Origin of the sequence: Micromonospora sp. NPDC049171 (genome assembly GCF_040648275.1) — a bacterium.
GTDB lineage: Bacteria > Actinomycetota > Actinomycetes > Mycobacteriales > Micromonosporaceae > Micromonospora.
On the sequence record NZ_JBEZDJ010000046.1, the window covers coordinates 1 to 15,895 of the forward strand.

Here is a 15,895-nt window from a genome sequence, read left to right on the forward strand (position 1 = left end):
ACCTGCCGATGCCCGAACGTCACCACACCCGGCCTCGCCACCAGCACCTCCACCACAACCAAGATCAGTTGCACTGAAGCCTAGAAACCACCCCGGGCCGGAGGGCAATAACTCCATGATCACCGTGGGCGGGTGGGTGGGTGGGCGGGCGGGTGGGTGGGTGGGCGGGGCGGCGGGGGGCGGGAACGGGTGGGGTTAGGGTTGGGATTGGGCTTGGTGGGCTCGGGTGTTTAGGTCGGCGGCCATCGCCCACGCCTCGGCCAGGTCGCGGTCCTGGGCGGTGGCACCGGAACCGCCAGCGGTGTCCGCGTGCACGGAGGCCAGCCCCAGGCGACGCTGGACCGGCCCCTGCACCACCCGCACGCTCTGAATGCGGGCGTACGGCACGAGCACCAACTGCCGGGTGAGCCGCCCCGACCGGGTGGCGAACACCTCCTCGAACAGCTCCGCACCGAGCGCGCGACGACCCAGCGGGTGCAGCCACCGGGTCCGGTGCGGTGGGGGGCTCAGCGTCAGCGTGTCGAGGCGTACCCCGGGCAGCACCTCGGCGACGATCATCGTCGCCGTCGGCAGGTCACCGACCGGCAACAGCCGGTCGGCCCGGTTGCGGTCGTCGGCCTCGGCGACGGAATATCCCGCCACCTCCAGCCGCAGCCGCAGCCAGCCCTTCACCCGCCAGAGCAGCGGCCAGGTGGCCCGCACGGTCTGCACCCGCGCCAGCGGCACGGTCTGCGCCCGCGTCTCCAGCAGGCCGTTGTGCACCCGCAGCGTGCCGCCGTCGCGGGCCAGCCGGAAGTTCCAGTCGTCGAGGACCCGGCGGATCGGTTGCAGCAACACGCCGGCCATCGCGGTCAGCGTGCTCGCCACCGCCACGAACGACCACGACCCCGCCGTGACGAACTGCACCACGACGAAGGCCACACCGAACGGGAGCAGGAACGCCTGCGGGGTGAGTAGTTGGCTGACCAGCAGGTTCTGGTTGCGTACCGCGTGCAGTGGCCGGCCCGGCGCGGCCACCGGTGGCGCTGCCTCCCCCGGGGCCACCGCGGGCGCCGCGTGGCCCGGCCCGGTCTGCTGCGTCACCCGGCCGGCCAGCGCCAGCAGCCGCGCGCGCAGCCGGGCCGCGTCGGCCACCCCGAGGTACGCCAGTGGCGCCTCGGTCTTGCCGCCGCCGACCACTTCCAGACGCAACTCGGCCAGGCCGGTGAGCTGGGCGAGCAGGGGCCGGACCACCTCCACGGCCTGTAGTCGCTCCAACGGGATCGCCCGGGTACGCCGCCAGAGCAGCCCCTCGTACACCCGTAGTTCGCGACCGACCACGTGGTAGCCGGTGTTGTACCAACTGATCACCGACAGCACTGTCGCGCCCAGCGCCAGCACCCCCACCATGGCGGCGAACCAGCCGAAGCCGACCCGGGACAGCGTCGACCACGACAACCCGGCGATGACCACGAACAGCGACTTGGCGCCGTGCAGGAGCGGGCTGAGCGGGTGCAGCCGCTGCCGGGGCTCACCCTCGCCACCGCCCGGGGGCGCCGGCCAGGCGGCGTGCTCGGCCGGCGGCACCGGCCCGTGGAGGGCCGCGTCGGCGGATGGCGCCGGCCAGGCGGCGTGCTCGGCGGGTGGCACCGGCCCGTGGAGGGCCGCGTCGGCCGGCGGTATCTGCCCGTGCGGCGGTGGGCCCACGGGTGGCACGGTGCTCGGCTCGGCGGGACCGTCGCTCATCGGGCCGGCCCTCGGCGCGGTCGGTGCTCCGCGCCGGACGCGCCAGGTCTGCCGCGCTGCCACCCCGACCAGCCCGCCGCAGCGCTCACAGCCCCTCCGCCCGGTCCTCGCCGAGGGCGGTGAGCCGGTCGCGTAGCCGGGCTGCCTCCGCCGGGCGCAGCCCGGGCACCCGGGCGTCGCTCGCCGCCGCGGCCGTGTGCAACTGCACGGTGGCAAGGTCGAAGGCGCGCTCCAACGGGCCGGCGCTGACGTCGACGAACTGCATCCGCGAATACGGCACGATGGAGAGCCGGCGGACCAGCAGCCCGTGCCGGACCAGCAGGTCGGTCTCCCGCTCGGCGTACCCCCAGGCCCGCACCGCGCGGCCGATCGCGACGGCCCGCCACACACCGAGCAGCAGCACGACGGCGAGAGCGAGCCCGAACAGCCAGTGGTCGCTCAACACCCAGCCGACGCCGGTCGCCGCCAACGCGATGGCGACCACGATCGCCAGGCGGATCAGCTCGACCCAGATCAGATCGGTGGAGATCGGCTGCCAGCGGACCGTGTCGGGCCAGGGCTCCAACGGCCCCCGGCCCGCCGGTGCAGCCGTCGAGGCGTCGGATCCGGGAGGCGGTGGGGCGCCGGGGGTGGTCACATGTCGAGCGTAGGCGATCCGGGCACCGGAGTGACGGCACGCAGGAAGCCGCGAGCGTCCAGGAAGTCACCGAGGCTGGTCCGGTGCTCGGCGCAGGCCAGCCAGGTCTTGCGTCGGTCGACGTGGTGCAGCCGGGGATTGTTCCACTCCAGGGCCCACCTGGCGGTGGCTCGGCAGCCGCGGGCCGAGCAGACGAGGGCGTCATCGGCGCTGGAGGGAGTGCTCATCCCGGCCAGTCTAGGGTGGCCAGACGGATAGTTAGAGCGCCGGGCGGCCACGGGGGGAGCCGCCCGGCGACGGGGTGAATCGTACACGCGGCAGCCCGGTCCTTGTACACCCTCGGTGCGCAATTCGGCTGCCCGGGGCGGCGCGGCGAAAATCGGCTTCTCCCCACCTCGACACTCAGCAAGGCATGCGAGTCTTGATACCGCACGAGCCGCGACGACCGACAAACGCTGTGGAGGACCGGTGGCCCAGCCGACCATGCCCGACGCCCCGACGCCGAACGGAGCGGCACCTGCCCCGGTTACCACACCGGCGCAGGACGCCACCCTGCTGGAGAAGGGCCTGTTCGAGATCAAAAAGGTGATCGTCGGGCAGGACCGGATGGTGGAGCGGATGTTCGTCGCGCTGCTCGCCCGTGGTCACTGCCTGCTCGAAGGGGTGCCCGGTGTCGCCAAGACCCTGGCGGTGGAGACTCTCGCCAAGGTCGTCGGCGGGTCGTTCGCCCGGGTCCAGTTCACCCCGGACCTGGTGCCGGCCGACATCATGGGCACCCGCATCTACCGGCAGTCCAGCGAGAAGTTCGACGTCGAGCTGGGCCCGGTCTTCGTCAACTTCCTGCTCGCCGACGAGATCAACCGGGCTCCGGCGAAGGTGCAGTCCGCGCTGCTGGAGGTGATGAGCGAGCGGCAGGTGTCCATCGGCGGCGAGAGCCACCGGGTGCCCGATCCGTTCCTGGTGATGGCCACCCAGAACCCGATCGAGCAGGAAGGCGTCTACCCCCTGCCGGAGGCGCAGCGGGACCGGTTCCTCATGAAGATCGTGGTGGGCTACCCGACTGACGCGGAGGAACGCGAGATCGTCTACCGGATGGGGGTGGCCGCTCCCGAGCCGACAGCGGTCTTCGACACACCCGAGCTGATCGCCCTGCAACGCAAGGCGGACCAGGTCTTCGTGCACAACGCCCTTGTCGACTACGCGGTGCGGTTGGTGCTGGCGACCCGTGCCCCGGCCGAGCACGGCATGCCCGACGTCGCGCAACTGATCCAGTACGGGGCCAGCCCGCGCGCCTCGCTGGGCCTGGTCCGGGCGACGAGGGCGCTGGCGCTGTTGCGGGGGCGCGACTACGCCCTGCCGCAGGACGTGCAGGACATCGCACCGGACATCCTGCGGCACCGGTTGGTGCTCAGCTACGACGCGCTCGCCGACGACGTGCCCGCCGACCACATCGTGCACCGGGTGATGTCGACGATCCCCCTGCCGGCGGTCGCTCCCCGCCAGCAGGCCACTCCGTCGCCGACCGCGCCGCCGCCGGGGGCTGGCTGGCCCGGGCAGCGGCCGTGACCTCACCCACCCCTCGTCCCGCCTCCGACCGCAGCGAGGCCGTGCTGTCCCGGCTGCAACTGCTCGTCACCCGCAAACTCGACGGCCTGCTGCAGGGCGACTACGCCGGCCTGTTGCCCGGACCGGGCAGCGAGGCGGGCGAGTCCCGGGAGTACCGCCCCGGCGACGACGTGCGCCGGATGGACTGGCCGGTCACCGCCCGGACCACCACACCCCACGTGCGGCGTACGGTGGCCGACCGGGAGTTGGAGACCTGGCTCGCGCTGGACCTCTCCGCCAGCCTGGACTTCGGCACCGGGCAGTGGCTCAAACGGGAGGTGGTGGTGGCCGCCGCGGCCGCCATCACCCACCTGACCGTGCGCGGCGGCAACCGGATCGGCGCGGTGATCGGCACCGGTGGCGGCGTGTCCGCACCGGCCCGCCGCTGGCGCGGTCGGCCACCACCGCCGGCCGGTCCCGGGGTGCTCACCCGGCTGCCGGCCCGCTCCGGCCGCAAGGAGGCGCAGGGGCTGCTGCGTACCGTCGCCGGCACCACCATCCAGCCGGGTCGCGGTGACCTGGGTGCCCTGGTCGAGATGCTCAACCGTCCGCCCCGCCGGCGCGGGGTGGCCGTGGTGATCTCGGATTTCCTCGCCCCGGCCGAGCAGTGGGCCCGGCCGATGCGCAAGCTGCGGGTCCGCCACGACGTGCTCGCGATCGAGGTGATCGACCCACGCGAGCTGGAGTTACCCGACGTGGGCGTGTTGCCGGTGGTCGACCCGGAGAGCGGTGAGCTGCACGAGGTGCAGACCGCCGATCCACGGCTGCGGCAGCGCTACGCCGAGGCCGCGACCGCCCAACGGGCCACGATCGCCGCCGCCCTGCGCGGCGCCGGCGCGGCCCACCTGCGTCTGCGTACGGACCGAGACTGGCTGCTGGACATGGTGCGATTCGTGGCCGCGCAGCGGCACGCGCGTACCCGGGGGACGACACGATGATCCGTTTCATGCAACCGTGGTGGCTGCTGGCCGTCCTGCCGGTGCTCGCCCTCGCGGCGTTCTACGTGTGGCGGCAGTTGCACCGCCGGGCTTTCGCGATGCGGTTCACCAATGTGGACCTGCTGCGTACGGTGGCGCCGAAGGGACTCGGCTGGCGTCGGCACGTCCCGGCGACCGCGTTCCTGCTCTGCCTGCTGGTGCTGGCCACGGCACTGGCCCGGCCGGCGGTGGACACCAGGGAGCCGCTGGAGCGGGCCACCGTGATGCTCGCCATCGACGTGTCGCTGTCGATGCAGGCCGACGACGTGGCACCGAACCGGCTGGAGGCGGCCCAGGAGGCGGCCAAGCAGTTCGTCGGTGAGCTGCCGAAGAGCTACAACCTGGGCCTCGTGTCGTTCGCCAAGGCGGCGAACGTGCTGGTGCCGCCGGGCAAGGACCGGGACGCGGTGACGAGTGCGATCGACGGTCTGGTGTTGGCCGAGGCGACCGCGACCGGCGAGGCGGTGTTCACCTGCCTGGAGGCGATCCGGTCGGTGCCGGCCGACGGCGCGGCGGGCGTTCCGCCGGCACGGATCGTGTTGCTCTCCGACGGGTTCCGGACCTCCGGGCGGGCGGTGGAGGAGGCGGCGGCGGCGGCCCAGGCGGCCAACGTTCCGGTCTCCACCATCGCGTTCGGCACCGACACCGGCCAGGTCGACATCGGTGGGACGCTACAGCGGGTGCCGGTGGACCGGTTGGCGCTGGCCGAGCTTGCCGAGACCACCGAGGGCTACTTCTACGAGGCGGCCTCGGTGAGTGAGCTGAAGCAGGTCTACCAGGACATGGGCAGCTCGATCGGCTTCCGGACCGAGCCGCGTGAGGTGACCCAGTGGTATGCCGGGTTGGCGCTGCTGCTGGCGCTCTGCGCCGGCGCGCTCAGCCTGCTGTGGTCGTCCCGGATGCTCTGAGCGGTGGACCGGCGGCGGGGTCACCGACCGCCGCCGGTCGGCAGTCGGCTCGGTGGCCGCCGCCGGCCAGGAGTCGGCTCAGTGGCCGCCGCCGGCCAGGACGAAGACGATGGCCACCCAGACGGCGGCGAGGGTGAAGCCCAGTGGGGCGACGTAGCGGCTCATGGACGGCTCCGGGTGGCGGCTGGACGGTCCGCGTGCGGGGGCGGACCGCAGGGGGCAGGGACGCGCACACGAAGTCGTGACCGGGCGGCTCCCGGCGACCGTCCGGAGTCGGACGGCGCGGCACACACCTCGGCGGGTGCCGAGGGGTGGGGGAGCGGAGCGGGGTCAGCTCACCAGACTGAGTCGTGGCTCAGCGGGGCTGACCATCGGCCCGGCCACGACTGGGAGGATCGCTATCTCGCACAGCGATCACCTCCTGCAAGTCGGGCGGGCCGGAACGTCGATGATCGTACACCTGCGGTGCCGAGGAGACGCACTCGGCCGACCGGTCGGCGACCCCTCCACCAGCCGGGTGGCGAGGCGATCTCGACTGGCCCGTCCGCACGACCGTGACCAGCACCGCGGCGAGCAGCGGCAGCCAGCAGAAGCGCGCCAGCACCCAGCCCGCGTCGTCCGGCCCGGTGTGCAAGCCCGGCAGGGCCAGCCCGCCGCGGGCGGTCAGCGCGGTCACCGCCACCAGCACCGGCTGGTGACTCAGGTAGATCCGGAACGCGCAGCGGTTCACCTCGGTCACCGCCCGGCCCGGCACCGGCCGGGACAGCAGCCGCTCCAGCGACGGCCGGGCCAGCAGCCCCAGCCCCACCTGGGCGACCGCCAGCGCCACGGCCAGCAGCGACGGCGGATTCAGGTTGGAGACCCCGGCCCCGGGCACGCCGACCGCACTCACCGGGTAACCCAGGGCCAGCAACGCGGCCAGCGCGGCGGCCCCGCCGGCCGCGAGCGTGCCCGCCGCCCGTCGGCCGGCCAACCGCCCGTCGGCGTGCGCCACGCCCAACAGGTACGGCACCGACCAGGCCGCCACCACGGTGACCGGTGGCAGGTGGCTGCCGGCCGGCAGCAGACGTACCGCCAGGTCCGCCGCGGCGACCACCGCCACCGCCGGTACGACACAGCGGCCCAACCCCCACCGGCGTACGGCGGCGCGCAGCGGCCCGGTCATCGCGATCAGGAACACCAGCGGCAACAGGAACCACAACGGACTGATCGCGAGCCGCAGCGCGACGGCGAGCGTGTCGTCCGGGGTGCCGGCGACAGTGGCGGCGAGCAGCACGGCGGCACCCACCCCCAGCAGCGCCACCGTCGGCAGCAGCAACCCGCGCAGCCGACGGACCAGCCAGCCACCCGGCCTGCCCCGGTAGCCGGCCAGCGACCGGGCCGAGCCGAACCCGGCGGTGAAGAAGAACAGCCCGAGCGTCTGCAACACCCAGGTCACCGGGGCCAGCCCGGGTATCGCGGTCAGCGGGCTGGCCTGGCGCAACCCGCCATCGTCGGTCAGCACCAGCCCGGTGACCAGCCAGTGCCCCAGCACCACCCCGCCGATGGCGTACGCCCGCAGCGCGTCGACGGTACGGTCCCGGCTCATCGCGCGTCCCCGACCCGGTCGGCGTCGACACTGCCCCGCACCACCGCCGCCGTCGCGACGAGCGTGGCGCTGCCCGGGGCGAGGTAACCGTCGTGCCCGGACACACCGCCCACCGGCAGGGGGCGGGCACCGAACGCCGGGTCACCGGGGCGGCGGCCGAAGCCGAGGCCGGGCAGTCGGGCCGGCGGTACCAGGCGGATCCAGTCGGTGGGCGCCTCCGCCGCCCAGAACCGCCGCCCGCCGGGCAGGTCGTCGGCGCGCTGCACCCCGGCACCGACGCCGCCGAGGCTCACCACGTCGGTGACCTGGGCCGGGGCGTCCGCCGCCGCCAGCGACACCACGAGCGCGCCGTAGCTGTGCCCGACCAGCGTGATCGTCGCGGCCGGACGTCGCGCGGCCAGTTCGCGCAGCAGCACGGCCAGCCCGGCCGCGCCGCGCCGGGCGCTGACGCCGCCGGCGGCCGTCAACACCCCGTCGGGCGGGTCGTAGCCGAGCCAGGCCAGCACCGCGACCCGCGCCGCCGGATCGCCGGCCCGCAACTCCCGGTAGAGCTGCCCGGCCTGCACCGCCGGCGCCCGCCGGGCCACCCCGCCCAACCCCCGGTCGAAGTCGGCCAGGGTGCTGCCCACCCCCGGCACCAGCACCGCGACCCGGTCCGCGCCGGCCAGGTCACCCAGCACCTCGACCGCGCGGCCGTCGCCCCGGGTGTCGAACGACAGGAACCGACGCCCGTCGGCCGCCCAGTCCGCGTACGGCGGCCCGGCCGCGCGCATCGCCGCCGCCGTGACCGGGTACGCCTCCACGAAACCCGTCGCCGCCACCGGCTCGGGTCGGGTCGGCAGGACCAGGTTCACGCCGAGCAGCGTGGCCAGCGCCACCCGACCGGCACCTCGTCGTCGCATGTCGTTCTCCCTCCGGAATGTCGTCCGGAGGCACAGTGCGCGGGTGGGCGGTGCGTGGTCGTCGTACCGGGGAGCCGTCCGTGGGCTGGCTCTGGCGGGTTACTCGCCGGCGGCCACCAGACCCGTCTCGTACGCCAGCACCACGGCCTGGGCCCGGTCGCGCAGGCCCAGCTTCGCCAGGATCCGCCCGATGTGCGTCTTCACGGTCTGCTCGGCCACCACCAGGTCGCTCGCGATCTCCGCGTTGTTGCGACCCCGGGCGATCAACCGCAGCACCTCGGTCTCCCGGGGGGTGAGCCCGGCCAGGTCGGTGGGGCGGGGCCGGCGGCGGTCCGGGCGGGCCGCGAACTCGGCGATCAGGCGACGGGTGACCGCCGGGGCGAGCAGCGCGTCCCCGGCCGCCACCACCCGCACCGCCTGCACCAGATCGGCCGCCGGGGCGTCCTTGAGCAGGAAGCCGCTGGCCCCGGCGCGCAACGCCTCGTACACGTAGTCGTCGAGGTCGAAGGTGGTGAGGATGAGCACCCGGGGTCGCTGCGCCGACCGGTCACCGAGCAGCTTGCGGGTGGCGGCCAGCCCGTCCATGACCGGCATCCGCACGTCCATCAGCACCACGTCCGGGTCGAGCCGACGGGTGGCGGCGACCGCCTGCGCGCCGTCGGCGGCATCACCCACCACCAGCAGGTCCGGTTGGGCGGCGAGCAGCGCACCGAAGCCCTGCCGGACCATCGCCTGGTCGTCGGCGATCAGCACCTTGATCACACGTCCCCGCCCTCCGCGTCGTACGGCAACTCGGCCGCCACCGCGTAACCCCCGTCGGGCAGTGGCCCGGCGGTGAACGTACCGCCCAGCGAGGTGGCCCGCTCCCGCATACCGGTCAGGCCGTGCCCGGAGCCGCCGTCGGTGGTCGGTCGGACGTCGGCCGGGGAGTTTTCGACGCGTACTCCCAGCCCGGACGGACCGGTGCGGACGGTGACCCGCACCGCGGCCCCGACCGCGTGCCGGGCCGCGTTGGCCAGGCCCTCCTGCACGATGCGGTACGCGGCCAGCCCGACCGGCGCGGGCACCTGCCCGTCGTGCCCCCCCGCGGCGTCCAGGGTGACCGGCAGGCCGGCCCGGCGTGCCGCGTCGATCATCGCGCCCAGGTCGGTCAGGTCGGGCTGCGGCGCGGTCTGCCGCCCGCTCGACTCGCTGCGCAGCACCCCCAACAGCCGCCGCATGTCGGTCAGCGCGTCCCGGGCCGAGGCGGCGATGGCGACGAACTCGGCGGCTACCGGCGCCGGCACGTCGGTCAGCCGGTACGGGGCGGTCTCCGCCTGCACCGCGATCAACGACATGTGGTGCGCCACCACGTCGTGCAGCTCGCGCGCGATCCGGGTGCGTTCCTCCAGCACCGCGCGACGCTCCTGCTCCCGCTCGCTCAGCTCGGTCTGCGCGGCCAGCGCCCGCCGGGAGAGCCGGTTACGCCGGATCAGGTCGCCCACGATCGCCAGCGCGCCGAGCAGCGCCAGGACGGCGGCCCGGTTCTCGGGGTGCACCAGGGTGAGCACCGGCACCGCGGTGATCGCCACCACCCAGGCCAGCACCGGCCGGTCGACCCGCGCGAGGACCACCGCGACCACCGCGATCGACCCGAGCGCCAGCGGCGGCGTCCACGGGCCCGGCGTGTCGGTCGGCGCGTTGAACGTGCAGATCAACAGGGCCAGCACCGTCAGCCGCCAGGCCAGCAGCGGACGCCGGGGCAGCGCCAGCAGCGGCGCCACGGTCATCGCCGCGAACAGCACCGCGATCGGTATCGGCAGGCCCCAGTCGCTGCTCTCCACGGCCAGGGTGATCCAGAAGAGGCCGAGCGCGGCGAGTAACCCGACCGGGGCGGCGTAACGAGCCAGCCGAGGCCAGCGGGCCAGCAGCGGTCGACCGGGCGGGGCGTCGGGTCCCCACAGGGTCTGCCGCAGCGCCCGCAGGGCCACGGCGATCGGATGCCGGTTCACCAACCGGAGGCTACGGGCCGACCCCGTCACCGGGCGTGCCACCAGGGGTTGATCCCCGTGTCGTACCCCGGTGTGACGTGACTCCCGTTAGCGCTTACCTGCCGGTAACGCCTAGGCTCCGACGCGTCCGTGCTGACCATTCGCAAGGGGGAACAGTGGCCCGTACCGTGCTGGTGACCGGGGGTAACCGGGGGATCGGCCTGGCCATCGCGCAGGCCTTCGCCAAGCAGGGCGACCGGGTGGCGATCACCCACCGCAGTGGCGACGCGCCCGAGGGGCTGTTCGGCGTACGCGCCGACGTCACCGACGCGGCCTCGATCGACGCCGCGTTCACCGCAGTGGAGGCCGAGCTGGGGCCGGTCGAGGTGCTCGTCGCGAACGCCGGCATGACCGCCGACACGCTGCTGCTGCGGATGACCGAGGAGCAGTTCACCGGCGTGGTGGACACCAACCTCACCGGCGCGTTCCGGGTCGCCAAGCGGGCCTCCGGCAAGATGCTGCGCGCCAGGTGGGGCCGCATGATCTTCATCTCCTCGGTGGTCGGTCTCGCCGGCGGCGCCGGGCAGGTCAACTACGCCGCCAGCAAGGCCGGTCTGGTCGGCGTGGCCCGCTCGATCACCCGGGAGCTGGGCAGCCGCAACATCACCGCGAACGTGGTGGCACCCGGCTTCATCGACACCGACATGACCGCCGGGCTGCCCGAGGACCGCAAGGCGGAGATCCGCAAGTCGATCCCGGCCGGCCGGATGGCCAGCCCCGACGAGGTCGCCGGGGTGGTCACCTGGCTGGCCTCGGACAGCGCCGGGTACGTCTCCGGCGCCGTGATCCCGGTCGACGGCGGCCTCGGCATGGGCCACTAACCCTTTTGACTACGGAGGAAATCTGCGATGTCCGGACTGCTCGCCGGTAAGCGGCTGCTCGTCACCGGTGTCATCACCGACGCCTCGATCGCCTTCTCGGTGGCCAAGATCGCTCAGGAGAACGGCGCGCAGGTCGTGCTGACCGGCTACGGCCGGCTCTCCCTGGTCGAGCGGATCGCCAAGCGGCTGCCCGAGCCGGCCCCGGTCATCGAGGTGGACGTCACCAACACCGAGCACCTGGCCAGCCTCGCCGACCGGGTACGCGAGCACGTCGACGGCCTCGACGGTGTCGTGCACTCGATCGGCTTCGCCCCGCAGAGCTGCCTGGGCGGCGGTTTCCTCGACGCCCCCTGGGAGGACGTGGCGACCGCCCTGCACGTCTCCACCTTCTCGTACAAGTCGCTGGCCATGGCGGCGCTGCCGCTGATGTCGCCCGGCGGCGCGGTGGTCGGCCTGACCTTCGACGCGACGAAGGCGTGGCCGGTCTACGACTGGATGGGCGTGGCCAAGGCCGGCCTGGAGTCCGCGTCCCGCTACCTGGCGCTGCACCTGGGCAAGCAGGGCATCCGCAGCAACCTGGTCGCCGCCGGGCCGCTGCGCACCATCGCCGCGAAGTCCATCCCCGGCTTCGGCCAGTTCGAGGAGGCCTGGTCCGAGCGTGCCCCGCTGGGCTGGAGCCTCACCGACCAGGAGCCGGCCGCCCGCGCCTGCCTGGCGCTGCTGTCGGACTGGTTCCCGGCCACCACCGGCGAGATCGTCCACGTCGACGGCGGCTACCACGCCATGGGCTCCTGACGTTCCCCCGACGACGCCCCCGACCGCCGCGGACGTGATCCACACGTCCGGACCAGGGGGCGTCGCCGGGCGGTCCCGGCCGAGGGACAAGAATGACCCCATGTCGTACGACGCGGTGGTGCTGGTGTCCTTCGGCGGGCCGGAACGGCCCGAGGACGTGATGCCGTTCCTACAGAACGTGACCCGGGGGCGAGGCGTGCCGCCCGAGCGGCTGGCCGAGGTCGCCGAGCACTACCAGCACTTCGGCGGGGTTTCCCCGATCAACCAGCAGAACCGCGAGTTGCTGGCCGCCATCCGCGCCGACTTCGCCGCGCACGGTGTCGACCTGCCCCTCTACTGGGGCAACCGCAACTGGGACCCGATGCTCGCCGACACCGTGACCCGGATGCGCGACGACGGGGTCACCCGGGCGCTGGCCTTCGTCACCAGCGCGTACGGCGGCTACTCGTCCTGCCGGCAGTACCAGGAGGACATCGCCGCCGCCCGTGCCGCCGTCGGCGCGGACGCCCCGGTGATCGAGAAGCTGCGCCAGTTCTGGGACCATCCCGGCTTCGTCGAGCCGCACACCGACGCGGTCCGGGCGGCCCTGGGCCAGCTCGACCCGGCGAAGCGGGACACCACCAGGCTGGTCTTCACCGCCCACTCCATCCCCAGCTCGATGGCGGCCAACGCCGGCCCGCACGGCGGCCGGTACGAGGCGCAACTGCACGAGACCGCCCGGCTCGTGGCCGCGGCCGCCGCCCCCGACCTGGCGTACGACCTGGTCTGGCAGAGCCGCTCCGGACCACCACAGATGCCGTGGCTGGAACCGGACGTCAACGACCACCTGGCCACCCTCGCGCAGGGCGGCACCACCTCGGTGGTGGTCAGCCCGATCGGCTTCGTCTCCGATCACCTGGAGGTCGTGTGGGACCTGGACACCGAGGCGCTGGAGACGGCCAAGCAGCTCGGCCTCGACTTCGTCCGGGCCGCCACCCCCGGCACCGACCCGCGCTTCGTGACCATGGTGCGTGAGCTGGTCACCGAACGGACCGACCCGGACGGCGCGCAGGTGCGTCGCCGCCTGGGCGAGCTGCCCATGTGGGACACCTGCGCGACCGTGTGTTGCGTGCCGACCCGTCGCCCGACCTCCGCTGGGAGCACCCATGCATGACCGCAAGCCCGTGCAGAGTTGGCTGACCGACATGGACGGCGTGCTGGTGCACGAGGGCCAGCCGGTGCCCGGGGCACCGGAGTTCATCAACCGGATGCGCACCTCCGGCAAGCCGTTCCTGGTGTTGACCAACAACTCGATCTACACCCCGCGTGACCTGACCGCCCGGCTGAGCCGGATGGGGCTGGACGTGCCGGAGGAGTCGATCTGGTCGTCCGCGCTGGCCACCGGCCAGTTCCTCGCCGACCAGCGGCCGGGCGGCACCGCGTACGTCATCGGTGAGGCCGGGCTGACCACGGCGCTGCACGCGGTCGGTTACGTGCTCACCGACTTCGCCCCGGACTACGTGGTGCTCGGTGAGACCCGCACCTACAGCTTCGAGGCGATCACCAAGGCCGTCCGCCTGATCAACGACGGGGCGCGGTTCATCTGCACCAACCCCGACGTGACCGGCCCGTCCGTGGAGGGCGCCCTGCCCGCCGCCGGCTCGGTCGCCGCGATGATCTCCAAGGCGACCGGGGTGGAGCCGTACTTCGTCGGCAAGCCCAACCCGATGATGATGCGCTCGGCACTCAACACGATCAACGCGCACTCGGAGAGCACCGCGATGATCGGCGACCGGATGGACACCGACATCCTCTGCGGCCTGGAGGCCGGGTTGGAGACCATCCTGGTGCTCACCGGGATCAGCAGCCGTACCGAGGCCGAGCGCTACCCGTACCGTCCGTCCCGGATCATCAACTCGGTCGCGGACCTGCTCGACGAGATCTGACCGCCCCCGCTCAGCGGCTCGTCCCGGGGTCGCTCGGCGTGGCGTGGGCGTGGCGTGGCGGCGCTCCGCTGCCGCGCGGGGTGCGTCAGGGGCGCAGTGGCGCGTTGCAGGCGGCCACCAGCGCCTGGCGGCAGGCTGTGGTGAGGGGGCGCAGAGCCGCGTCGCGTTGCTGGGCCTCATGGTTGTTGATCGCACCGCCGGGCGCGGCGTGCCCGGCCAACGCGAGCACCCGGTCGAGCACCGCGGCGCGGGCGAAGAGCCGTCGGGCTCGCGGGTCGAAGCCCGGTGGCAGGTCGGTGGTGCCGTCCGGGCGGCGCAACGCCGCCAGCGCACCGGCCAACTCGGGCCGCCACTGGGCCACGTCGAGTCGGGTCAGCGCGGCGGTCGTCTCGGCCAGCGCGGCGGCCAACTCGGCCTCCGCCTCGGCGGCACCTGGCAGTGCGAGGGAGGCGGCCGGCGCGTTGGCCGGTAGCGGGTACACCCGCCAGAGCACCGTCTCGAAACAGTCCCCCGAGCCGGAGGTGTGCAGCCGCACCTGGGGGATCAGACCGAGCCCGCCGGCGACCACCGCCTCGCCGGTCACCAACGCCGCACCGGCGAAGTCGCCAGGGCCGGGCAGCCCCCGCGGGTCGCCCGGCGCGGGCAGCACCAGGCGGATGTCGTCCGGGGAGAGCTTGGCCAGCGTGGGTAGCGCGGCGCCCAGCGGGACGTCGGTCCAGGTGCCGGGGGCATCCGCAACGAGGTGCTCCTCGTCGCCGGCGATGGCATCGGCGACCTCGTCGTACGGCACCAGGCCGGCGCGCCACGCGCGCACCCAGGCGACGAACCGGCTCGACCGGCGCGGCGTGAGTGTGGCCGCGCCCGCTGCGGGGGTGGACATGCCGAAAGGGTACGTGGTCACGACCGGCCCTGTCTCGACTGCCGCTCCGGTCGCCCGCCCTGCCCCGAACTGCCCCTTTAGCCCCGAATCCCTGGGCTCGGGGGTTGGGGTGCGGGCGGGGGAGAGGGACGGTGTGTCGGGGGTGGGGGGGCGGGGGCGTGGGGGTTAGCGTGATCGACGTGGCGGGGCGATACGGCGAGGACGTGTTGGCGGGAGACTGGCGGCGGCGGAAGGTCACCCCCGAGGTGGACGCCGAGCCGGATCTCGTCGTGGAGGATGCCGACTCCGGCTTCTGCGGAGCGGTGGTGGGCTTCGAGGCCGGCGCCGTGGTCCTGGAGGACCGGCATGGCCGACGACGCAACTTTCCGCTGCTGCCGGCGGCGTTCCTGCTCGACGGTCGCCCGGTGACGCTGCGCCGCCCGAGCCGCGCGCCGGTGCCGGCGGCCCGTCGACGGACGGCGTCCGGTTCGGTGGCGGTGGACAACGTTCGCGCCCAGGTGGCCAAGGCCAGCCGGATCTGGGTGGAGGGCATCCACGACGCCGCGCTGGTCGAGCGGATCTGGGGTGACGACCTGCGCATCGAGGGCGTGGTCGTGGAGCCGTTGGACGGCATCGACGCCCTCGACGCCGAGGTACGCGACTTCGGCCCCGGCCCGACCCGACGCCTCGGCGTGCTCGTCGACCACCTGGTGCCGGGCAGCAAGGAGAGTCGGATCGTCGCCCGGGTCAACTCGCCGTACGTGCTGGTCACCGGCCACCCCTACGTGGACGTCTGGCAGGCGGTGAAGCCGAGGGCGCTGGGCATCGCGGCGTGGCCGGTGGTGCCACCGGGGCAGCCCTGGAAGGAGGGGGTCTGTGCGGCCCTCGGGGTGGCCGAACCGGCGGCGATGTGGCGGCACATCCTGTCCCGGGTGGACAGCTTCGCCGACGTGGAGACGCCCCTGATCAACGCGATGGAACGCCTGATCGACTTCGTCACCGAACCAACCTGACCTGCCTCGACCTGACGCCCGACCTCGTTGATCGACTCGGATTTCGGGAAGCGGGGGTGTCCGGGACGATCCGACACCCCCGCTTTCGGGAAACCGAGTCGATCATGCGT

The 15,895-nt window shown here is 73.6% G+C and carries 16 protein-coding genes; 8 read left to right on the forward strand and 8 right to left on the reverse strand.

Annotated elements, in window-relative coordinates:
• Positions 1-195: 195 nt before the first annotated feature.
• The 3 genes from AB0B14_RS35270 to AB0B14_RS35280 form a co-directional block, all read right to left on the reverse strand.
• Positions 196-1,725, reverse strand: coding sequence for a PH domain-containing protein (locus tag AB0B14_RS35270; RefSeq protein ID WP_357526435.1), 1,530 nt, complete (start codon positions 1,723-1,725; stop codon positions 196-198).
• Between the two features lie 85 nt (positions 1,726-1,810).
• Positions 1,811-2,290, reverse strand: a complete 480-nt coding sequence (locus AB0B14_RS35275) for a PH domain-containing protein (RefSeq protein WP_357078150.1) — start codon at positions 2,288-2,290, stop codon at positions 1,811-1,813.
• 68 nt (positions 2,291-2,358) lie between these two features.
• Positions 2,359-2,589 (reverse strand): hypothetical protein, encoded by a 231-nt coding sequence (locus AB0B14_RS35280; protein ID WP_357526436.1) that lies wholly within the window; start codon positions 2,587-2,589, stop codon positions 2,359-2,361.
• Between the two features lie 241 nt (positions 2,590-2,830).
• Between AB0B14_RS35280 and AB0B14_RS35285 the strand changes: the two genes are divergently transcribed.
• Genes AB0B14_RS35285 through AB0B14_RS35295 form a run of 3 tightly spaced genes read left to right on the forward strand, consistent with a single transcriptional unit; the run spans position 2,831 to position 5,852 of the window.
• A complete protein-coding gene (locus AB0B14_RS35285) occupies positions 2,831-3,928 on the forward strand; it encodes a MoxR family ATPase (protein WP_357077988.1) in 1,098 nt (365 codons plus the stop codon).
• On the forward strand, positions 3,907-4,905 hold the full coding sequence (locus AB0B14_RS35290) for a DUF58 domain-containing protein (protein ID WP_357078153.1): 999 nt from the start codon (positions 3,907-3,909) through the stop codon (positions 4,903-4,905). Before AB0B14_RS35285 ends, AB0B14_RS35290 begins: the two co-directional genes overlap by 22 nt.
• On the forward strand, positions 4,902-5,852 hold the full coding sequence (locus tag AB0B14_RS35295) for a VWA domain-containing protein (RefSeq protein WP_357077991.1): 951 nt from the start codon (positions 4,902-4,904) through the stop codon (positions 5,850-5,852). Before AB0B14_RS35290 ends, AB0B14_RS35295 begins: the two co-directional genes overlap by 4 nt.
• A 355-nt stretch (positions 5,853-6,207) precedes the next feature.
• Here AB0B14_RS35295 and AB0B14_RS35300 read toward each other — a convergent pair whose 3' ends face one another.
• The 4 genes from AB0B14_RS35300 to AB0B14_RS35315 form a co-directional block, all read right to left on the reverse strand.
• Entirely contained in the window at positions 6,208-7,440 is a 1,233-nt protein-coding gene (locus AB0B14_RS35300) for an acyltransferase (protein ID WP_357526438.1), read from the reverse strand.
• Positions 7,437-8,342: an alpha/beta hydrolase gene (locus tag AB0B14_RS35305; protein ID WP_357526440.1), complete on the reverse strand. Its 906-nt coding sequence runs from the start codon at positions 8,340-8,342 to the stop codon at positions 7,437-7,439. Before AB0B14_RS35305 ends, AB0B14_RS35300 begins: the two co-directional genes overlap by 4 nt.
• A gap of 99 nt (positions 8,343-8,441) precedes the next feature.
• Positions 8,442-9,104, reverse strand: coding sequence for a response regulator transcription factor (locus AB0B14_RS35310; protein WP_357078000.1), 663 nt, complete (start codon positions 9,102-9,104; stop codon positions 8,442-8,444).
• Positions 9,101-10,333, reverse strand: coding sequence for a histidine kinase (locus tag AB0B14_RS35315; RefSeq protein WP_357526442.1), 1,233 nt, complete (start codon positions 10,331-10,333; stop codon positions 9,101-9,103). The genes AB0B14_RS35310 and AB0B14_RS35315 overlap by 4 nt, the downstream gene beginning before the upstream one ends.
• 155 nt (positions 10,334-10,488) lie before the next feature.
• On the opposite strand from AB0B14_RS35315, the gene fabG reads away from it, so the two are divergent.
• The 4 genes from fabG (at position 10,489) to AB0B14_RS35335 (ending at position 13,913) form a co-directional block, all read left to right on the forward strand.
• Entirely contained in the window at positions 10,489-11,193 is a 705-nt protein-coding gene (gene fabG, locus AB0B14_RS35320) for a 3-oxoacyl-ACP reductase FabG (RefSeq protein ID WP_357526444.1), read from the forward strand.
• A 27-nt stretch (positions 11,194-11,220) separates the two neighbouring features.
• A complete protein-coding gene (gene fabI, locus AB0B14_RS35325) occupies positions 11,221-11,988 on the forward strand; it encodes an enoyl-ACP reductase FabI (protein ID WP_357078008.1) in 768 nt (255 codons plus the stop codon).
• A 100-nt stretch (positions 11,989-12,088) separates the two neighbouring features.
• A complete protein-coding gene (locus tag AB0B14_RS35330) occupies positions 12,089-13,141 on the forward strand; it encodes a ferrochelatase (protein ID WP_357078011.1) in 1,053 nt (350 codons plus the stop codon).
• Positions 13,134-13,913, forward strand: coding sequence for an HAD-IIA family hydrolase (locus tag AB0B14_RS35335; RefSeq protein ID WP_357078014.1), 780 nt, complete (start codon positions 13,134-13,136; stop codon positions 13,911-13,913). Before AB0B14_RS35330 ends, AB0B14_RS35335 begins: the two co-directional genes overlap by 8 nt.
• 85 nt (positions 13,914-13,998) lie before the next feature.
• Here the strand turns inward: AB0B14_RS35335 and AB0B14_RS35340 are convergent, their stop codons facing one another.
• Positions 13,999-14,793, reverse strand: a complete 795-nt coding sequence (locus AB0B14_RS35340) for a hypothetical protein (protein ID WP_357078017.1) — start codon at positions 14,791-14,793, stop codon at positions 13,999-14,001.
• A 179-nt stretch (positions 14,794-14,972) separates the two neighbouring features.
• Between AB0B14_RS35340 and AB0B14_RS35345 the strand changes: the two genes are divergently transcribed.
• Positions 14,973-15,785, forward strand: coding sequence for a DUF3097 domain-containing protein (locus tag AB0B14_RS35345; protein ID WP_357078020.1), 813 nt, complete (start codon positions 14,973-14,975; stop codon positions 15,783-15,785).
• Positions 15,786-15,895: the final 110 nt, after the last annotated feature.